Annotated in this window: 13 protein-coding genes; 1 reads left to right on the plus strand and 12 read right to left on the minus strand. The window is 71.6% G+C overall.

Translation table 11 applies throughout. From position 1 onward, the window contains the following. Positions 1 to 43 precede the first annotated feature (43 nt). The 7 genes from obgE to ABZ930_RS05425 form a co-directional block, all read right to left on the minus strand. The gene (gene obgE / locus ABZ930_RS05395; RefSeq protein WP_361541816.1) at positions 44 to 1,492 is read right to left on the minus strand and encodes a GTPase ObgE; all 1,449 of its coding nucleotides are present in this window, start codon (positions 1,490 to 1,492) and stop codon (positions 44 to 46) included. A gap of 117 nt (positions 1,493 to 1,609) precedes the next feature. Continuing rightward, entirely contained in the window at positions 1,610 to 1,867 is a 258-nt protein-coding gene (gene rpmA, locus ABZ930_RS05400) for a 50S ribosomal protein L27 (protein ID WP_026245994.1), read from the minus strand. 16 nt (positions 1,868 to 1,883) lie between these two features. Further along, positions 1,884 to 2,204 (minus strand): 50S ribosomal protein L21, encoded by a 321-nt coding sequence (rplU, locus tag ABZ930_RS05405; RefSeq protein WP_351444212.1) that lies wholly within the window; start codon positions 2,202 to 2,204, stop codon positions 1,884 to 1,886. 198 nt (positions 2,205 to 2,402) lie between these two features. Then, positions 2,403 to 3,728, minus strand: a complete 1,326-nt coding sequence (locus ABZ930_RS05410) for a phospholipase D-like domain-containing protein (RefSeq protein ID WP_361541821.1) — start codon at positions 3,726 to 3,728, stop codon at positions 2,403 to 2,405. Positions 3,729 to 3,937: 209 nt separating this feature from the next. Next, a complete protein-coding gene (locus ABZ930_RS05415) occupies positions 3,938 to 7,993 on the minus strand; it encodes an Rne/Rng family ribonuclease (RefSeq protein ID WP_361541824.1) in 4,056 nt (1,351 codons plus the stop codon). Between the two features lie 253 nt (positions 7,994 to 8,246). Continuing rightward, positions 8,247 to 9,050: a TIGR03936 family radical SAM-associated protein gene (locus ABZ930_RS05420; RefSeq protein ID WP_361541827.1), complete on the minus strand. Its 804-nt coding sequence runs from the start codon at positions 9,048 to 9,050 to the stop codon at positions 8,247 to 8,249. Between the two features lie 46 nt (positions 9,051 to 9,096). Continuing rightward, a complete protein-coding gene (locus tag ABZ930_RS05425) occupies positions 9,097 to 10,236 on the minus strand; it encodes a hypothetical protein (RefSeq protein WP_361541830.1) in 1,140 nt (379 codons plus the stop codon). 127 nt (positions 10,237 to 10,363) lie between these two features. On the opposite strand from ABZ930_RS05425, the gene ABZ930_RS05430 reads away from it, so the two are divergent. Continuing rightward, entirely contained in the window at positions 10,364 to 10,951 is a 588-nt protein-coding gene (locus tag ABZ930_RS05430; protein WP_361541833.1) for a TerD family protein, read from the plus strand. A gap of 78 nt (positions 10,952 to 11,029) precedes the next feature. On the opposite strand, the gene ABZ930_RS05435 is transcribed toward ABZ930_RS05430, so the two are convergent. From ABZ930_RS05435 to mreD, 5 genes are all read right to left on the minus strand, one after another. After that, positions 11,030 to 12,985 (minus strand): TIGR03960 family B12-binding radical SAM protein, encoded by a 1,956-nt coding sequence (locus ABZ930_RS05435; RefSeq protein WP_361541836.1) that lies wholly within the window; start codon positions 12,983 to 12,985, stop codon positions 11,030 to 11,032. Between the two features lie 41 nt (positions 12,986 to 13,026). After that, positions 13,027 to 14,562, minus strand: coding sequence for a CYTH and CHAD domain-containing protein (locus ABZ930_RS05440; RefSeq protein ID WP_361541839.1), 1,536 nt, complete (start codon positions 14,560 to 14,562; stop codon positions 13,027 to 13,029). Positions 14,563 to 15,226: 664 nt separating this feature from the next. Further along, positions 15,227 to 16,432: a rod shape-determining protein RodA gene (gene rodA, locus ABZ930_RS05445; protein ID WP_361541842.1), complete on the minus strand. Its 1,206-nt coding sequence runs from the start codon at positions 16,430 to 16,432 to the stop codon at positions 15,227 to 15,229. A 6-nt stretch (positions 16,433 to 16,438) separates the two neighbouring features. Further along, positions 16,439 to 18,619: a penicillin-binding protein 2 gene (gene mrdA / locus ABZ930_RS05450; protein WP_361541845.1), complete on the minus strand. Its 2,181-nt coding sequence runs from the start codon at positions 18,617 to 18,619 to the stop codon at positions 16,439 to 16,441. Between the two features lie 102 nt (positions 18,620 to 18,721). Further along, positions 18,722 to 19,393: a rod shape-determining protein MreD gene (gene mreD, locus ABZ930_RS05455; protein ID WP_361541848.1), complete on the minus strand. Its 672-nt coding sequence runs from the start codon at positions 19,391 to 19,393 to the stop codon at positions 18,722 to 18,724. Between the last annotated feature and the right edge of the window lie 3 nt (positions 19,394 to 19,396).

The following is a 19,396-nucleotide window of genomic DNA, read 5'->3' on the forward strand; positions in this document are numbered from 1 at the left end:
AGAATCTCCCGGGCCCTTCCTCATGCTCGATGGCCGATGGCCGTTAGAACGGGTTGAAGTCCTCGAACTCCTGCTGTGCCTCGTCCCGCTCCGCCTGCCGGTCGCGGCGGCGCTGCGCGGCCGGTCGCGGGGCCTCCAGGCGGTGGTCCTCGCCACGGCGGCCGAGCATCTCGGCGCCCGCCATCATGGTGGGCTCCCAGTCGAAGACGACCGCGTTCTCCTCGGGGCCGATGGCGACGCCGTCGCCGTTGCGCGCGCCGGCCTTCATCAGCTCGTCCTCGACGCCGAGGCGGTTGAGGCGGTCGGCCAGGTAGCCCACGGCCTCGTCGTTGTTGAAGTCGGTCTGGCGCACCCAGCGCTCCGGCTTCTCGCCGCGCACGCGGAACAGCGGCTCGCCTTCGACCTCTTCGCGGGTGACGGTGAAGCCGGCGTCGTCCACGGCCTTCGGGCGGATGACGACGCGGGTCGACTCCTCCTTGGGCTGCGCGGCGCGGTGCGCGCCGACGAGCTCGGCGAGGGCGAAGGAGAGCTCCTTGAGGCCCTTGTGGGCGACGGCGGAGACCTCGAAGACCTGGTAGCCGCGCTCCTCCAGGTCGGGCCGCACCATCTCGGCGAGGTCCTTGCCGTCGGGCACGTCGATCTTGTTCAGGACGACCAGGCGCGGCCGGTTCTCCAGGCCCGCGCCGTACTCCCGCAGCTCCGCCTCGATGATGTCGAGGTCGGAGACCGGGTCGCGGTCGGACTCCAGGGTCGCCGTGTCGAGGACGTGCACCAGCACGCTGCACCGCTCCACGTGCCGCAGGAACTCCAGGCCGAGACCCTTGCCCTGGCTGGCGCCCGGGATCAGGCCCGGGACGTCGGCGATGGTGTAGACGGTCGAGCCCGCGGTGACCACGCCCAGGTTCGGGACGAGGGTCGTGAACGGGTAGTCGGCGATCTTCGGCTTGGCGGCCGAGAGCACCGAGATCAGCGAGGACTTGCCGGCGCTCGGGTAGCCCACCAGGGCGACGTCGGCGACGGTCTTGAGCTCCAGGACGACGTCGCTCTCGTCGCCGGGCACGCCGAGCAGCGCGAAGCCGGGGGCCTTGCGGCGGGCCGAGGACAGCGCCGCGTTGCCCAGGCCGCCGCGGCCGCCCTGGGCGGCGACGAAGGTGGTGCCCTGGCCGACCAGGTCGGCCAGCACGTTGCCCTGCTTGTCGAGGACGACCGTGCCGTCGGGAACGGGCAGGACCAGGTCCTGGCCGTCCTTGCCGGAGCGGTTGTCGCCCGCGCCGGGGGCGCCGTTGGTCGCCTTGCGGTGCGGGGAGTGGTGGTAGTCGAGGAGCGTCGTGACGTCCTGGTCGACGACCAGGATCACATCGCCGCCACGGCCGCCGTTGCCGCCGTCCGGGCCGCCGAGCGGCTTGAACTTCTCACGGTGGACGGAGGCACAGCCGTGGCCTCCGCTACCCGCGGCGACATGCAGTTCGACGCGGTCCACGAAGGTGGTCATGGTTCGGTGCCTCCAGAAACTTACGGAATGTCTTAGCTCTAACACGCGAAAGGCGGACCCGCTTCCCCGAAAGGGAAGTGAGGTCCGCCTCGCGAAAACTGCCGGTCAGGCTGCCTTTCAGGCGGCGACCGGAACGATGTTCACGACCTTGCGGCCACGGTGGGTACCGAACTCCACCGCACCGGCGTCGAGCGCGAACAGCGTGTCGTCCTTGCCACGACCCACGCCGTTGCCCGGGTGGAAGTGGGTGCCGCGCTGGCGGACCAGGATCTCACCGGCGTTGACGGTCTGACCGCCGAAGCGCTTCACGCCGAGCCGCTGAGCATTGGAATCGCGCCCGTTCCGAGTGGACGATGCGCCCTTCTTGTGTGCCATGTCTCAGTCCCTACCCTTACTTCGCAGCCGCGGGGATCTCAGTGACCTTGATCGCCGTGTACTGCTGGCGGTGGCCCTGACGACGGCGGTAGCCGGTCTTGTTCTTGTAGCGAAGGATGTCGATCTTCGCACCCTTGTGGTGGTCCACGACCTCGGCCTGGACCTTGATGCCGGCCAGGACCCACGGGTCGCTGGTCACGGACTCGCCGTCGACAACGAGCAGCGTAGAGAGCTCTACGGTGTCGCCAACCTTGGCGGTGGAAAGCTTGTCAACCTCAACGATGTCGCCGACAGCAACCTTGTGCTGGCGACCACCGCTGCGCACGATGGCGTACACGCGGATCTCTCTTTCGCTCGGAACGGAACCCCCGCAGTCCAGCCGCGCGAGGCGGCCTCTCCGGAATCGCCGAAGTCCTGGACTTCGGAAAACCCGGAGGAAGAGGTTTACGGGAGTGAGGCACGTCGATGGACACGCCGACGGTCAAGGTTACGGGGCACCCCTCAGAAGGGTCAAACCGGCCCCTCGCCCGGACCCTCAGGTCGTCTTCGGCTCACCGTCCTGCGGCAGCGTGCTGACGCCCTTGCAGAGGTTGGTGTTGTCGTTCGTCCCCGGGTAGGCGACGTTCCAGACCTTCAGGAAGTGCGTGCGGTACGTGTCGTGCACGGAGTCGTCGTCGATCTTGACGTACGCCTCGTCGTTCTCGCGCAGCGCCGGGTTCGAGGCGTTCTGCGAGCCGGTGAAGGTGACCTTGTTGCGGGCGCCGTCGTACATGCCGTCGATCGCCACGTACTTGGTGTGGATGATGAACGGCGTGCCCAGCTTGGTGCCCGGGTTCAGCGGGTCGCGGTCGTCGTTGTAGCAGCGGCGCGGCGGGGCGCCGGTGGCGTGCATCGACTTCCAGGTGCCGCTGTCGGACGTCGCGTACTCGATGGAGACGGTGCAGCCCGCCTTCTTCAGCGCGACCAGCTTGTCGGCGATGGCCTGCCGGGTGATCTGGAAGATCGCGGCCCGCACGATCGTGTGCTGCGTCGCCCCCGCGGCGTCCTTGTAGGTGCACGAGACGTTGTTGAGCACCGAGTACAGCGTGTCCGTGGAGTTCGTGGTGCCGGCCCGCGGATAGAAGTACGCCTTGTAGTGGCCGTTGCTGACCGTGCGGTAGTCCCAGTTCTTCCAGTCCTTGGCGGCGATGTCGTCGAAGTAGTCCGAGTAGGCGCCGTACAGGACCGGGTTGTTCGGCAGCTGGAGCGCGTCGTTGAAGAACCGCGTGCTGGCCGAGGGCGTGGAGTTCGCCGTGGTCTGCACGACGACGTTCTTGGCGCCGTCGACCGCCGAGAACAGCCAGAACTTGTTGTGCATGATCGACTTGCCGAACTTGGGGTCGCCCAGGCACGACTTGTCCTTCGGGCACAGCGTGACGAAGGACGACGCGGCGATGTTGGTGCCGAACGCCGTCTTCAGCTGACTGTAGATCGTGTTGGTGGGGCGGTCGTTGACGCTGGAGGAGTCCAGCGCGATCCGGATGTTCACCCCGCGGGCCTTGGCGCGGATCAGCGCGTCCGCGATCGTCTGCTCCCACACGTGGTAGACCGCGACCTTGATGGTCGAGCCGGGCAGCGCCGCGTCCGTCAGCTCGACGAGCCGGGTACGGATCGCGTACTGCTGGTCCACGGTCCCCAGCGGGTCGTTGAAGATGGGGCCCTCGGTCCAGGTCCGCGTGTCCGCCGACGCGGTGTCCGCGGCGATGCCCGCCTGCACCCCGGCGGCCGAGAGCACGGTGGCGAGGGCCACCGCCTGCCTGGCGCCCTTGACCGGCTTCACCGCTCGATGCCGGCCCGTACCTCTGAGACGCACGTGCGTCATTGTTCCCTCCCCTGGCAAGGATGCTGCCGTCTCCCCAACGGACACCCCTGCTTCTCCTGCGCATGCACTACTGCTTGAGTTTTACAGGTACTTCACGCCGGTCCAAGAGCGGGGGGCGATTCAGGTACGTTGTCCCGCCTCCTCCTCCCCGCACACGACGGCGCCCCCGTCACAGCCGAGGCTGTGACGGGGGCGCCGTCGTCGGTGGCTCAGGCCTCGTCGGCCGCGGCCGTGACGGACGGCAGCGACTGCTGCTCGGCCGCCGCGGTCTTCTTCGCGGTCGTCTTCTTGGCGGCGGTCTTGGTCGCCGCCTTCTTGGCCGTCGTCTTCTTCGCGGCCGTCTTCTTGGCCGCGGTCTTGGTGGCCGCCTTCTTGGTGGTGGTGGCCGCCTTCTTCGCCGTCGCCTTCTTGGCCGTCTTGCGGGCCGTCTTCTTGGCGGCGGGCGCCTCCTCGGCGGGCTCGTCCGTGGCCGACGGGACGACCACGACGGCCGTCTCCTCGGACGCGGTCGGGGCGGTCGCCTTGCGGACGGCACGGCGGCGCGGGCGGGCCGGGGCGGCGGCCTCGGTCTCCGGCGCCGTCTCCTCGACGGGCTTCGGCTCCTCGGCCCGCGGCGCTTCGGCCTCGGCGGCCTTCGGCTCCGACTCCACGACGGTCACCGCGGCGGCCTCGTCCGAGGACGCCTTCGGGGCACCGGCGGGGGCGCTGGCCTTACGGGTGGCACGACGGCGCGCACGCGGGGCCGGGGCCTCGGCGGCCTGCTCCACCACGGGCTCGGGCGTCTCCTGCGCCGCGGGCGCCTCGACGACCGGGGCGGCCTCGGCGACCTCCCGCTGCTCCTCGGCCTGCTCCGCCTTCCGGGCCCGCTCGGCACGCGCGGACCGCTTGTCGGTCTGCTCGGCCTTCGGGGCGCCGGCCGGGGCCGACGCGCGGCGCGTGGCACGGCGGCGCGAGCGCCCACGGCTGCCCGCCGCGGCCTCCGCCTCGGCGGCGCTGGAGTACAGCTCCTCGTCCGGGACGAACTCCGGCTCGGGCAGCGCCACCGGGGCGGCCGCCTCCGCGGCGACCTCGGCCTCGGTCTCGGCCTGCTCCGGCGCCGGCGCGTCCTCGTGCTCGTGCGTGTCGTGCTCGTGCGTCTCGTGCTGGTGGTCCGCGCCGTTGCCGCCGCGGCCGCGCTTCTTGCGCTTGCCGCCGCCACCGGTGCCGGCGGAGGACGCCTGCTCCATGTGGACGATGACACCGCGGCCGTTGCAGTGCACGCAGGTCTCGGAGAAGGACTCCAGGAGTCCCTGGCCGACGCGCTTGCGGGTCATCTGGACCAGGCCGAGCGAGGTGACCTCGGCGACCTGGTGCTTGGTCCGGTCGCGGCCCAGGCACTCCAGGAGACGGCGCAGGACCAGGTCCCGGTTGGACTCCAGGACCATGTCGATGAAGTCGATGACGACAATGCCGCCGAGGTCCCGCAGCCGCAGCTGGCGGACGATCTCCTCGGCCGCCTCCAGGTTGTTCCTGGTCACGGTCTCTTCGAGGTTGCCGCCCTGGCCGGTGAACTTCCCCGTGTTGACGTCGACCACGATCATGGCCTCGGTCTTGTCGATCACCAGGGAGCCGCCGGAGGGCAGCCACACCTTGCGGTCGAGCGCCTTGGCGAGCTGCTCGTCGATCCGGTACGTCGCGAAGACGTCGACCTCGGACGTCCAGCGGGACAGCCGGTCGGCCAGGTCGGGGGCGACGTGGTTGACGTAGCCGTGGATGGTCTCCCACGCCTCGTCACCGCTGACGATGACCTTGGAGAAGTCCTCGTTGAAGATGTCGCGCACGACGCGGACGGTCATGTCCGGCTCGCCGTACAGCAGGCTCGGCGACGACGTCGAGATCTGCTTGGACTTCTTCTGGATGTCCTCCCACTGGGCCTGCAGACGCTCGACGTCGCGGCGCAGCTCGTCCTCGCTCGCGCCCTCGGCGGCGGTGCGCACGATGACGCCCGCGTCCTCGGGGACGATCTTCTTGAGGATGGTCTTCAGGCGCGCGCGCTCGGTGTCGGGCAGCTTGCGGCTGATGCCGGTCATCGAGCCCTCGGGCACGTAGACCAGGTAGCGGCCGGGCAGCGAGACCTGGCTGGTCAGGCGGGCGCCCTTGTGGCCGATCGGGTCCTTGGTGACCTGCACGAGCACGGACTGGCCGGACTTGAGGGCGGTCTCGATGCGGCGCGGCCCGTTGGCCATGCCGAGCGCCTCGAAGTTGACCTCACCGGCGTACAGCACCGCGTTGCGGCCCTTGCCGATGTCGATGAAGGCGGCCTCCATCGAGGGCAGCACGTTCTGGACCTTGCCCAGGTACACGTTGCCGACGTACGAGGTCGACTGCTCCTTGTTGACGTAGTGCTCGACGAGGATGTTGTCCTCGAGCACGCCGATCTGGGTGCGGTCGCCGTTCTGCCGGACGACCATCACGCGCTCGACGGCCTCGCGGCGGGCCAGGAACTCGGCCTCGGTGATGATCGGCACGCGGCGGCGGCCCTGCTCGCGGCCCTCGCGGCGGCGCTGCTTCTTGGCCTCCAGACGCGTGGAGCCCTTGATGGACTGCACCTCGTCCGCGGAGGTCGAGCGCTCGGCCTTCTCGTCCTTCTTGCGCGGCTCGCGCACCTTGACGACGGTGCGCTCCGGGTCGTCCGAGGACTGCTCGGCCTCGGAGGACGCGTCACCGGCGCGACGACGGCGACGACGGCGGCGACGGCTGCTGCTCGACCCGCCGGACCCGCCGTGCGCGTCCTGCTCGTCGTGGTCGTCGGCGTGCTCGTCGTGGTCGTCGGCGGCCTCGGCCTGCTCGTCGTCGGCCTCGGCGGTCTGCTCGTCGGCGTCGTCGGAGCCGTCCTCCGTGTCGGCGGCGTCGCCACGACGGCGGCGGCGGCCACCGCGACGGCGGCGGCGGGCCGGGCGGTCGCCCTGCTCGTCGTGGTCGTCGGCGTGGTCGTCGGTGTGCTCGTCCTGCTCGTCGGCGGCGGCGTCGGCGGTCTGCTCGTCGGCGTCGGCGGCGGGCTCCGGCGCCGCGGGGGCGGCGGCCTCGGGCTCGGCGGCGGGGCGCTCGTCGGTGGCGCGGCGACGACGGCGACGGCGCGGCGTCTGGTCCTCCTCGACGACCGCGGCCGGCTCGGGCGCCGTCTCGGGCTCGGCGGCGGGCTGCTCCACGGCGGCCTCGGCCGCGGCGGCGGCAGCGGCGCGCTCGGGCGTCTGGAACATCGGCTCGGTGAAGACCGGCGCCTGGAAGACGGCGACGGACGGCCGCTTCGGGCGGCTGCCGCCCTCGGCGTCGGCCGCGTCGGACTGCTTCGCCTGGCGGCCCTTCGACTGCTTGGGCTCGGAGAAACCGCCGGCGGCCTTGCGGGTGGCGCGGCGACGGGGGCGGCGCTGGGCACCGTCCTCGGTGGCCTCGGCGGACTCGGCGGGCTCGGCGGCGGGCGCGGCCTGCTCCTGCACGGCCTGCTCGGCGGCGCGCGGGGCCTCGGGGGTCTCCGGGGCGGTCACGGCGCGGGTGGCCCGGCGGCGCGCACGGCGCGGGGCGGCGTCCTCGGCCGGGGTCTCCGCGGCCGGCTCGGCGACGGGTGCCGCGGCCTGCGGCTCCTCGGCCGGGGCCTGCTCGGCGGCCGGAGCCTCGGGCGTCTCGGCGGTGGGCGTGGAGACGGTGCGGGTCGCACGGCGGCGACGGCGCGGGGCGGCGGCCTCGGCGGGCGCCTCCTCGGCGGCCGGGGTCTCCTCCGCGACGGCCTTCGGCTCGTCGGCGGCGGGCGCGGCGGCCTCGGCGCTCTCGGTCACGGGTGCGGACGCGGTACGGGTCGCACGGCGGCGACGGCGCGGCGCGGCGGCCTCGGCCGGGGCCTCTTCGGCGGCGGGCGCTGCGGCGGGCTCAGTGACCGGTTCGACCACCGGCTCGACGGCCTCGGCCTGCGCGGGCGCACCGGTGGGCGCGGAGGCGCGCCGGGTGGCGCGGCGGCGCGGACGGGCCGCGGGCGCGGCGTCCTGCGTCTCCTGCACCGGAGTGGTCTCGGGGGTGGCAGCGGCCTCGGCGGCCTCGTCTGCGGGGTCGAGCTCGTCCTCGGCGTCCGCGGCAGCGGCCGGTATGGCCGGCGCGGCGGCCTCGGCGGCCGCTGCGGAGGGGGCCGCGGGCGGGCCCGCGGGACGCGACGCGGCCCGGCGCCGGCGGCGCGGGGGCAGGGTGTCGCTGGGGCTGTCCAGCTCGGAGGTGGTGGGTTCGGTCGGCTCGGGCATGCGGGTGGATCTCCCGTCGGGCCCCCGGGCGCCGCGCCTGATCCATGACCGGTGACGTCCGCGGCTCGCTCGCGCTTCTTGTCGGGCGCGAGGGCCGCCGGTCCGGGGCGCGGGCGCCGCACGGGGGCTCTTCTGTCTGTTCTCGCCGGTTCCGGTACGCGAGGTACGTACGGCCTGGCGAAAGTCCTTGGGTGGGTGCGCTGCCCGACCCAGGTGGCTCCCGAGTACGAGGGCGGCGCGACGACGACCGTCCTTACGGGGAACCTTCCACGGCAGGCACCTTCGCGGCGGCAGATCCTGCGGCTCCCGCGGGCGGGATGGCCTGGACTGCCTCGCGGTCGGGCGCGAGCGGGTCGGTCACCGTGCCGGTCTCTTCATCGAAAGGCCCCTGCGCCAGCCTGGTCACCGCTGCGGGGACCGGCGGCGCCAGGTCGGCCACGGCGCGGAGACCGGACAGGACGTCGTCGGGTCGAACGGCAGGCGTCACGTGCCGAACAACCAGGCGCAGTATCGCACAGGCCTTGTCGCCGGGCCTATCAGCCGTGACATCCGAGGTCCGCGCCGCATCATGTGCCTCGAGCGACACAACGGCCCCGCGGGCATCGAACGTCCGCATGCCGTTCTTGGTGCGGCGCTGCACCTCGACCGTCTCGGCGGCCCGGAAGGTCTCCGCCGCGCGGGCGGCCTCCTCGGCCGTGACCCCGTCGAGCCGCAGCTCCCACACGGATGCGGCGAGCCGGTCGGCGAGTCCCGAGGTACGGGCCTCGACGGCGTCGACGATGTCGAGGCCCTGCGGCATCGACTCGTCGAGCAGCGCGCGGAGGGTCGCGGGGTCGCGGGGCGCGGTGAGCGCGATCTCCAGATACTCGGCCTCACTGCCCGTGCCGGTGGGTGCGGCATTGGCGTAGGACACCTTCGGGTGCGGCGTGAACCCCGCCGAGTACGCCATGGGCACCTCGGCGCGGCGCAGCGCACGCTCGAAGGCGCGCTGGAAGTCTCGGTGGCTGGTGAACCGGAGGCGGCCGCGCTTGGTGTAGCGCAGTCGGATGCGCTGCACCGCGGGTGCGGGCGGCGGGCCTTCGGGCTGTCGCTTGCCCAGTGTCCTAATCCTTAATGAATGCGGTCTTCGTGAGAGCGGTCGTACTGCTACCAAGAGTACGTCCCTGCGCGTCCTCCGGTTCCCGCACCTCCCTGACCGGCGGCTCGGGCGGGCTGCCCGGACCGAACAGGGCGCGCCGCACATCGGCCCGCACCTGCCGGACCGTGGCCCGGACCGCGCCGAGCGTCTCCCGGACCACCCGGGCGGCGGGCCGCCACAGGTGGTCCCGTACGACGTGCCCGACCGGGGTGAGCACACTGCGGTACACCCAGCGCACGGGCTCCACGAACGTCCACCGCAGCAGGGTGCCGAGGAACCGTCCGACGGCGAGCGACACGTACCCGGCCACGCGCCAGGCGACGCCGAGCGCCGTGCCGATCTCCCGCAGCAGGACGCCGAGGGCCCGTCCGACGGGCACCAGCACCCAGCGCCACAGGGCGAGCGCGGGCAGCACGAGAATCCACCGGACGAGTGCCAGGGCGGCGAGGCCGAGCGGGGTGAGGAGGTATCGGTACAGCGCGACCCACGGCCACACGAACAGGGCCCTGCCGACCCAGCCGAGCACGACGGCCGCCACCCGCCCGGCAGGTGCGAGCACGCGCGCGTACAGCCACACGGCGGGAACCACGAGCAGGATCCGCCCCAGCCGGCCGAGCCCGCGTCCGGCCGCGGCGACACCGGCCGCCAACTGCCGCAGCAGCCAGCCGAGTCCCTGCCCCACCGGGACGAGCACCCGCCGCCACAACGCGACCCACGGCCACACGAACAGGGCCCTGCCGACCCAGCCGAGCACGGCGACGGCCGCCCGTCCGACGGGCGCGAGCACGCGCGCGTACAGCCAGACCGCGGGGACGACCAGCAACACCCGCACCAGGAAGGCGAGTCCGCGGCCGACGGGGGCCAGCACATACCGCCAGAGCTGGACGAGCGGCCACACGAACAGCCCGTGCAGCAGCCGTCCGACAGCGCGGCCGCACGGCACGAGCGCCTTCTCGTACAGGAAGCGCCCGCCGGTGACGAGGGCGTCCCACACCAGCCGGACCGGCACCACGACGACGAGCGCCACGATCCGCACCGGCATGCGGATCGCCGCCACCAGACAACCTTCCCCGGGGGCGGGCGCGGGGCCGGGGCGCTTCTCCATGTCCATGCAGTGTCAGACGCCGGAAAAGGTCTTCCGGATGCGGACCGGACGCGGAAGAAACCCCTCCTCGAACGCCGAATTGGACGCCGATGCTTCACAAAGCGGCTGTGCCAGGCACAATCTGCGCATGATTACGCTTACGAAGGAAGACGGCCCCGCGGATCTCGACGGTGTCACCCATCTCTCCATCGGGGTCTCCTGGGACCCGACCGCCGGCAGCAGCGGTGGCGTGCTCGGCGCGCTGCGCCGCAAGCAGGGCACGGACCTCGACCTGATAGCGGTCGCGCTGCAGGGCGGCGACCCGGTCCGGCTCGCGGGCCTGGACTCCGTGGATCCGCTGGGCAACGGCGCGTTGCTGCACAGCGGCGACAACCAGACCGGCAAGGGCGACGGCGACGACGAGACCGTCACCGTCGAGTTCTCGAAGGTGCCGCCGGTCATCACGTCGATCGTGTTCATCGCGGCGGCCTACAAGAAGGGCAGCTCGTTCCAGAAGGCCCGCAACATCAGTTTCAAGGTGTACGACGCGACCGGCGGCAGCAGCCAGCAGGTGGCGGACATCTGGCCGAGCCTGCTGAGCGCCGACAACGGCTGCCTGGTGGCCAAGGCGGTCCGCGGCGCGGGCGACGTCTGGAAGCTCGAGGTCATCAATGAGACCGGCAAGATCAAGCAGGGCGACGAGCGCGCTCTGATGCGCTTCGCGGTCAGCAAGTAGGTACTACACCGACGCAGAAGGGCGGGGCGACCGGTCACCCGGTCGCCCCGCCCTTCGTCATGTCGGTGGTGCGCGACGCTACTTGACGACCGTCAGCGGCAGCAGCTTCTTGCCGGTCGGGCCGATCTGGATGGACGTGTCCATCGCGGGGCAGACGCCGCAGTCGAAGCAGGGGGTCCAGCGGCAGTCCTCGACCTCGGTCTCGTCGAGCGAGTCCTGCCAGTCCTCCCAGAGCCAGTCCTTGTCGAGACCGGAGTCCAGGTGGTCCCAGGGGAGGACTTCCTCGTACGTGCGCTCACGCGTCGTGTACCAGGCGACGTCGACGCCGTGGGCGGGCAGCGTCCTGGCGGCGGACTCCATCCAGCGGTCGTAGCTGAAGTGCTCGCGCCAGCCGTCGAAGCGGCCGCCGTCCTCGTAGACCGCGCGGATGACGTCGCCGATGCGGCGGTCGCCGCGGGAGAGCAGGCCCTCGACGATGCCGGGCTTGCCGTCGTGGTAGCGGAAGCCGATGGAGCGGCCGTACTTCTTGTCGCCGCGGATCTTGTCGCGGAGCTTCTCGAGACGGGCGTCCGTCTCCTCCGCCGACAGCTGCGGCGCCCACTGGAACGGGGTGTGCGGCTTGGGCACGAAACCGCCGATGGAGACCGTGCAGCGGATGTCGTTGGAGCCCGAGACCTCGCGGCCCTTCTGGATCACGTTCATCGCCATGTCGGCGATCTGGAGGACGTCGTCGTCCGTCTCCGTGGGCAGGCCGCACATGAAGTACAGCTTCACCTGACGCCAGCCGTTGCCGTACGCGGTCGAGACCGTGCGGATCAGGTCCTCTTCCGAGACCATCTTGTTGATGACCTTGCGCATGCGCTCACTGCCGCCCTCGGGGGCGAAGGTGAGACCGGAGCGGCGGCCGTTGCGGGTCAGCTCGTTGGCCAGGTCGACGTTGAACGCGTCGACGCGGGTCGAGGGCAGCGAGAGGCCGATCTTGTCTTCCTCGTAGCGGTCGGCCAGGCCCTTGGCGATGTCGCCGATCTCGGAGTGGTCCGCGGAGGACAGCGAGAGCAGGCCGACCTCTTCGAAGCCGGTCGCCTTGAGGCCCTTCTCCACCATGTCGCCGATACCGGTGATGCTTCGCTCCCGCACGGGGCGCGTGATCATGCCGGCCTGGCAGAAGCGGCAGCCGCGGGTGCAGCCGCGGAAGATCTCGACGGACATCCGCTCGTGGACCGTCTCGGCGAGCGGCACGAGGGGCTGCTTGGGGTACGGCCACTCGTCGAGGTCCATGACCGTGTGCTTGGAGACGCGCCACGGCACGCCCGAGCGGTTCGGCACGACGCGGCCGATGCGGCCGTCGGGCAGGTACTCGACGTCGTAGAAGCCCGGGACGTAGATGTTCCCGGTCTTCGCGAGGCGGAGCAGGACCTCCTCGCGCCCGCCCGGGCGGCCCTCGGCCTTCCAGGCGCGGATGATCTCCGTCATGTCGAGCACGGCCTGCTCGCCGTCGCCGATGACGGCGGCGTCGATGAAGGCGGCGATCGGCTCGGGGTTGAAGGCCGCGTGGCCGCCCGCGAGGACGATCGGGTCGTCCAGGGTGCGGTCCTTGGACTCCAGCGGGATGCCGGCCAGGTCGAGCGCGGCCAGCATGTTGGTGTAGCCCAGCTCGGTGGAGAAGGAGAGTCCGAAGACGTCGAAGGCCTTCACCGGGCGGTGCGAGTCGACCGTGAACTGGGGGACCCGGTGCTCGCGCATCAGGGCTTCCAGGTCGGGCCAGACGCTGTACGTGCGCTCGGCGAGGACGCCCTCCCGCTCGTTCAGCACCTCGTACAGGATCATGACGCCCTGGTTGGGCAGGCCGACCTCGTACGCGTCCGGGTACATCAGCGCCCAGCGGACGTCGCAGGACTCCCACGGCTTGACCGTGGAGTTGAGCTCTCCGCCGACGTACTGGATCGGCTTCTGCACATGCGGGAGCAGCGCTTCGAGCTGCGGAAACACGGACTCGACCGCTTGGGGCGCCGCGGCGACGGCATCGGCAGGCATAACCGTGGACCTTTGTGAGCTGACAGGGATGACCCTCAACCCTAACCCGCCGAAAGGGTGGCCTCCGCCGCGCCGGCCCACACCTCGGGCAGCTCCCGCTCGCGGTCCGCGGCCGCCGCCTGCTCCTGTCCGTACAGCAGTCCCCAGGTGAACGCCGTCTCGCCGGCCGCGTGCGCCTGGATCCCGAGCTGGCGCAGCGACTCGCGGGCGACGACGGAGTCCTGGTGGTCGCCGAGGAGGGACTGGACCGCCTTCATCCGCTTGGCGAACCGCTTGGCCTGCTTGCCGAGCGCGGGGACGGCGGCCTCCCCCGCGTACCGGGCGCGCTTGGCGGCCTTGCGGGCCTCGTGCATCGCCAGGTCGCGGTCGGTGCCGGCGGGCAGCGACAGGGCGTGCTCGACGCGGGCGGCGAGGCGGGCCTGGTCCTTGCGGGCGGACTTGGCGAGCAGCTTCGCGGCCGGTTTACGGGCGACGGGGCACAGCGGCGGGTCGGCGAGCAGCGCGTCGAGGGCGTCCAGCAGGGCGAGGTAGCGCTTGCTGTCGAGCACGGCGACCGTGTGGCGGCGCGAGCCGTGGCGCCGGGCCACCGCCCAGATCCGCAGCCGGCCGCGGACCGGGCCGAGCAGCAGGGTGCGCGGCACGGCGTCGATCCGGGCGGTGAGCCGCTCGGTCAGCACCTCGTGGTCGCGGTCGATGCCGAGTTCGCCGCCGAGCCATTTCAGCTCCTCGGCGACCGGGTCGGTGGCGGCGGGGTCGAGGACCTTCTTGTACGTCTTGAACGCGCTGCGCATCCGGCGGGCGGCGACCCGCATCTGGTGAACGGCGTCCGGCAGGTCGCGGCGGACGGCCGGGTCGAGGTCGACGAGCGCGTCGCGCTGGGCGCGCAGGCGGGCGACGACGTGGTCGCCCGCGGTGCCGGACGGGGCGGAGGAAGCGGCGGCGGGGTCGGGTGCCGGTGCGCCTGCGCCCGTCTCGTCGAGGGCGCGGGCCAGTTTGGAGAGGGATCCGGAGCGGTCGGCGCCGGCCTTGCGCAGCCGCTTCTCGACCTTGCCGAGGAAGGCGGGGTCGCCGTCGTCCGCCAGCTCGACCTCGATCTCGGTCCAGGCGGTGCCGCCCAGGCCGTCGGCGCGCTCGGCTCGTACGGCGTCCACGCTGACCTCGGCCAGCAGGGTGCCGTCGGCGTCGGTCAGGTGGGAGACGTCGCGGGACGACATCAGGCGGACCACGGGGAGCAGGGGTGCCTGACGTACTCGGGAGCGGACGAGTCCGGCGAGTGCGCGGGGCAGTTGGGCGGAGAGGGGGGCGCGGATCTCGTCCCGTACGCCCTCGCCCAGGGCGACCGGGATCTTCAGGTGCCAGCCCGCGTCGTCGCCGCCGGTGCGGCGGCGCAGGGTGATGTTGTCGGCCGCGAGGCGCTGGTCGGCCGTGTCGTAGTAGACCGCGTCGAGTTCGACGACGCCCTTGCCGATGACCTCCGCCACGCCGGGGACCTTGCCCAGGTCGGGCAGCTCGAAGGGTCCGTCGGGAGCGCCCGGAACCTCATACTTCCGCTCGATTTCGCGCTTCGTCTCCGCCATGACCCGAATCTAGACGCCGAGGGGGCGCCCCGATAGAGGAACAACATTCGCGGAACGCCACCGGTCCCGCCGGCCGCTGCGATCGCGGACTGCTGCCCGCGCAGCCAGGGCGCTGTGATCCCGGGCTCCTGTCCGCCCCGCCGGGGCGCTGTGACTGCGCGGGCCGCTGTCCGCCCCGCCAGGGGCGCTCTGTGATCGCGGGTCACTATCCGCCCCGATAGGGGCGCGGGGAACTGCGCGAGAAGCCCCACCGGGGCCGCACCCGCCAACGGCGCTGCACCAACCCCCCTCTGAAGCGCTCACCCCGCGCCGGGGTGCCGCCTTGCCCACCCTGCCGCCCCAGGCGGCAGACTGCCCAAGGCTAGGGCGATGGGCGTCAGCCCGAGGCGGCGAGGCGAGGCGGAGCTGGGCGCCAACCCAAGACGGGGCGGGGCCGGGCGCCAGCCCGAGACGGGGCGCCAGCCCAAGACGGGGCGGGGCCGGGCGCCAGCCCGAGACGGGGCGCCAGCCCAAGACGGGGCGGGGCCGGGCGCTAGCCCGAGACGGGGCGCCAGGCCAAGACGGGGCGGCGTGGGGCGCCAGCCCAGGGCAGGGCCGGGCGCCCAGGGAAGGCGGGCCGCGTAGGGGGTGGCCCGTGTTGAGGGGCCGGGTCCCCGCGGAGCGGCTAGGCCGACATCGGGCGTTGAACCCTGATCGACTGCAACAACCCGATCGCCACCCACACCGCGAACATCGACGAGCCGCCGTACGAGACGAACGGGAGCGGAAGACCCGCCACCGGCATGATGCCGAGCGTCATGCCGATGTTCTCGAACGCCTGGAAGGCGAACCACGCGATGATCCCGGCGGCGACGATCGTCCCGTACAGCTCGGTGGTCTCGCGGGCGATCCGGCAGGCCCGCCACAGCACCACGCCGAGGAGCAGCAGAATCAGCCCGGCCCCGACGAAGCCGAGCTCCTCCCCCGCGACCGTGAACACGAAGTCCGTCTGCTGCTCGGGCACGAACTGCCCGGTGGTCTGCGAGCCGTGGAAGAGCCCGGAGCCGGTGAGCCCGCCGGAGCCGATCGCGATGCGCGCCTGGTTGGTGTTGTAGCCGACGCCGGCCGGGTCGAGCGCCGGGTTGGCGAACGCGGCGAAGCGGGCGATCTGGTAGTCGTCGAGGACGCCGAGCTGCCAGACCGCGACGGCGCCCGCCGCGCCGACGCCGATCAGTCCGAGGACCCAGCGGTTGGAGGCGCCGGAGGCCAGCAGCACGCCGAGGACGATCATCACCATGACCATGACGGACCCGAGGTCCGGCATCAGCATGACGACCATCATGGGGACGGCGGCGAGGCCGAGGGCCTGGAGGACGGTGCGGTGGTCGGGATGCTCGCGGTCACCGGCGTCGACCCGCGCCGCGAGCAGCATCGCCATCCCCAGGATGATCGTGATCTTCACGAACTCGGAGGGCTGGAGCGAGAAGCCGCCGCCGATGATGATCCACGCGTGCGCGCCGTTCACCGTCGCGCCGAGCGGGGTGAGGACCAGCAGCACCAGGAAGACCGAGATGCCGTAGAGGATCGGCACGGCGGTGCGCAGGGTGCGGTGGCCGAGCCAGATGGTGCCGACCATCAGCCCGATGCCGATGCCCATGTTGAGCAGGTGGCGGAAGAGGAAGTAGTACGGGTCGCCCTGGTTCAGCTCGGTCCTGTTGCGGGTCGCCGAGAAGACGAGTGCGGAGCCGATCAGCGAGAGCGCGATCGCGGACAGCAGTATCGGCCAGTCGAGCCGCCGCACCACCGAGTCGCGGGCCATGAGCCGGGACATGGTGGAGCGCTGCTGCGGGCCGTACCCGGAGACGGAGAAACCGCCTGTGTGACCTGCCATGGTCGGTCAGTCCCTCCTGCTGTACGTCGAGGCGGGCAGCCCGGCCGCCAGTTCCTGCTGCTCCGGCGCCTGCTGCTTGCTCGGGTCGTACGTGTCGATCGTCGGGGCGTCGATCGAACCGTCCTTCTGGATCTTCGGCAGGGCCTTCTCGGGCTCGGGCAGCAGGGCCTTCTTCAGGTCCTGCTGGCCCTTGTCGTCGAGGCCGTACATCGCGTCGTAGATCTTGCGGACGGCCGGTCCCGAGGCGCCCGAACCCGTACCGCCCTGGGAGATCGTCATCACGATCGAGTAGTCCTTGGTGTAGGACGCGAACCAGGACGTCGTCTGCTTGCCGTAGACCTCGGCCGTACCGGTCTTGGCGTGCATCGGGATCTTGTCCTGGGGCCAGCCGCCGAAGCGCCAGGCCGCCGTACCGCGGGTCGCCACTCCCGCCAGTGCTTCGTCTATCTCGTCGCGGGTCTTGCCCTTGAAGGGAAGCTTGGCGTTGACCTTCGGCTGGATCTCCTGGACGTGCTTGCCGTCGGCGCTGACGATGGCCTTGCCGACCTCGGGCTCGTGCAGGGTGCCGCCGTTGGAGATCGCGGAGTAGATCGACGCCATCTGGATCGGGGTGACGAGGGTGTCGCCCTGGCCGATGGAGTAGTTGACGGAGTCACCGGCGCGCATGAGGTTGCCCTCGAGGCAGTTCTCGTAGTTGAGGCGCTCGACGTAGTCGCCGTTCTTCTTGCCGGACTTGCACCAGGAGTCCTTGTTGGCCTTCCAGAACCGCTGCTTCCACTGGCGGTCGGGGACCCGGCCGCTGACCTCGTTGGGCAGGTCGATGCCGGTCTCCTTGCCGAGACCGAACTGGTGGGCGGTCTTGTAGAACCAGTCCTGGGTGTCCTTGTTGCCCTTGAGGCCGCCGTCCTTCTTCCACTCGTTGTGGGCGATGCCGTAGAAGACGGTGTCGCAGGAGACCTCCAGGGCGCGGCCCAGGGAGATGGGCCCGAAGTTCTCCGACTCGAAGTTCTTGAAGACCTGGTTGCCGATCGAGTACGAGCTGGTGCACGGGTAGCGGCCGTTGAACTGGTAGCCCGCGTTGACCGCCGCCGTGGTCGAGATGACCTTGAAGATCGAGCCGGGGGCCGCCTGGCCCTGGATGGCCCGGTTCAGCAGCGGGTAGTTGGAGCTCTTGCCGGTCAGGTTGGCGTAGTCCTTGCCGGAGATGCCGCCGACCCAGGCGTTCGGGTCGTAGCTCGGGTTGGACGCCATGGCGACGACGCGGCCGGTCTTGGCCTCCATCACGACGACGGCGCCGGAGTCGGCCTTGTAGTTGGTGCCCGTGTTCTTGTCGAACTCCTTGCGGGCGTTCTTCATCGCCTCGTTCAGCTCGTACTCGGCGACGCGCTGGACCCGTGCGTCTATCGAGGTGACGACGTTCGCTCCCGGCTGGGCGTCGTCGCTCTTGGCGCGGCCGATGACCCGGCCGAGGTTGTCGACCTCGTAGCGGGTGACGCCGGCCTTGCCGCGCAGGTCCTTGTCGTACGTGCGTTCAAGGCCGGAGCGGCCGACCTGGTCGGAGCGGAGGTACGGCGACTCGCTGTCCTTCGCCTGCTCGATCTCGGAGTCGGTGACCGGGGAGAGGTAGCCGAGCACCTGCGCGGTGTTGGCCTTGCCGGGCGCGGCGTAGCGGCGTACGGCGGTGGGTTCGGCGGTGATGCCGGGGAAGTCCTCGCCGCGCTCGCGGATCTGGAGCGCCTGCTTGGGCGTGGCCTCGTCGGTGATCGGGATGGGCTGGTACGGCGAGCCGTTCCAGCAGGGCTGCGGCGTCTTGGCGTCGCACAGCCGGACCTTCTCCTCGACCTCCTTGGGCGTCATGCCGAGGACGCCCGCGAGCTTGGTGAGGACGGACTTGCCGTCGTCCTTCATCTTCATCAGGTCGGTCCGCGAGGCGGAGACGACGAGACGGGTCTCGTTGTCGGCGAGGGCCACGCCCCGCGAGTCCAGGATCGAGCCGCGCACGGCGGGCGTGACGACCTGCTGGACGTGGTTGCCCGACGCCTCCTTGGCGTACTCGTCGCCGTTGCGCACCTGGAGGTACCAGAGGCGGCCGCCGAGCGTGAACAGGAGGGACAGGACGAGGATCTGGAGGACGACGAGACGGATCTGGACGCGCGGGGTCCGGCCGGTCTCAGGGATGTTGGTCATGGTGCCCGTGCTCCCCCTAGTACGTGTGCGAGTACGAGTAGTACGTGTACACGCCCGACCTGTGCGCGGCCCGATCGGCCGCAGCGGTCAACTGCTCTGCGCTCACAGGCGCTTGACCCCCTTGATGCGTCCGGCGCGGGCGGCGCGCGCCTTCACGGACTTCATGCGCAGGCCGCCGCGCTGGTTGCCGATGCGCAGACCGGTGCCGGCGGAGAGCCAGCCGGAGGAGACGTCGGAGACCTTGCCGGAGCCGCCGCTGTCGCCCAGCGGATCGTTCTCGGCGCGTCTGGCGAGCGCCATCACGCCGGGTACGACGAACGGCGCGAGCAGCAGGTCGTAGAGCGCGGCGGTGAAGAGCAGGCTGCCGAGGCCGACGTGGCGGGCGGCGGTGTCGCCGACGAGGGCGCCCACTCCCGCGTACAGCAGCGTGGTGCCGACGGCGGCGGCGACCACCACGACCATCGGGCCGAAGGCCGAGCGCAGCTGCCCGGTCTCCGGCTTGGCGAGGCCCGCGAGGTAGCCGATGACGCACAGCACCAGGGCGTAGCGCCCGGCGGCGTGGTCGGCGGGCGGGGCCAGGTCGGCGAGCAGGCCCGCGCCGAAGCCGATGAAGGCGCCGCCGACGTGGCCGTAGACGAGCGCCAGGCCGAGCACGGTCAGCAGCAGCAGGTCGGGCACGGCGCCCGGGAGCTGGAGCCGGGCCAGGATGCACACCTGGACGACGAGGGCGACGACGACGAGGGCCGTGGAGAGGAGGATCCGGTTGAAGCGCATGGT

The sequence above is a fragment of the Streptomyces sp. NPDC046716 genome, assembly GCF_040645755.1.
Taxonomy (GTDB): Bacteria; Actinomycetota; Actinomycetes; order Streptomycetales; family Streptomycetaceae; genus Streptomyces.

What these genes read in the sequence shown, in the direction of transcription:
- obgE (WP_361541816.1), bottom strand. Translation starts at nt 1,492, where the DNA reads ATGACCACCTTCGTGGACCGCGTCGAACTGCATGTCGCCGCGGGTAGC.
- rpmA (WP_026245994.1), bottom strand. Translation starts at nt 1,867, where the DNA reads ATGGCACACAAGAAGGGCGCATCGTCCACTCGGAACGGGCGCGATTCC.
- ABZ930_RS05410 (WP_361541821.1), bottom strand. Translation starts at nt 3,728, where the DNA reads ATGACGCACGTGCGTCTCAGAGGTACGGGCCGGCATCGAGCGGTGAAG.
- ABZ930_RS05415 (WP_361541824.1), bottom strand. Translation starts at nt 7,993, where the DNA reads ATGCCCGAGCCGACCGAACCCACCACCTCCGAGCTGGACAGCCCCAGC.
- ABZ930_RS05425 (WP_361541830.1), bottom strand. Translation starts at nt 10,236, where the DNA reads ATGGAGAAGCGCCCCGGCCCCGCGCCCGCCCCCGGGGAAGGTTGTCTG.
- ABZ930_RS05430 (WP_361541833.1), top strand. Translation starts at nt 10,364, where the DNA reads ATGATTACGCTTACGAAGGAAGACGGCCCCGCGGATCTCGACGGTGTC.
- ABZ930_RS05435 (WP_361541836.1), bottom strand. Translation starts at nt 12,985, where the DNA reads ATGCCTGCCGATGCCGTCGCCGCGGCGCCCCAAGCGGTCGAGTCCGTG.
- ABZ930_RS05440 (WP_361541839.1), bottom strand. Translation starts at nt 14,562, where the DNA reads ATGGCGGAGACGAAGCGCGAAATCGAGCGGAAGTATGAGGTTCCGGGC.
- rodA (WP_361541842.1), bottom strand. Translation starts at nt 16,432, where the DNA reads ATGGCAGGTCACACAGGCGGTTTCTCCGTCTCCGGGTACGGCCCGCAG.
- mrdA (WP_361541845.1), bottom strand. Translation starts at nt 18,619, where the DNA reads ATGACCAACATCCCTGAGACCGGCCGGACCCCGCGCGTCCAGATCCGT.
- mreD (WP_361541848.1), bottom strand. Translation starts at nt 19,393, where the DNA reads ATGCGCTTCAACCGGATCCTCCTCTCCACGGCCCTCGTCGTCGTCGCC.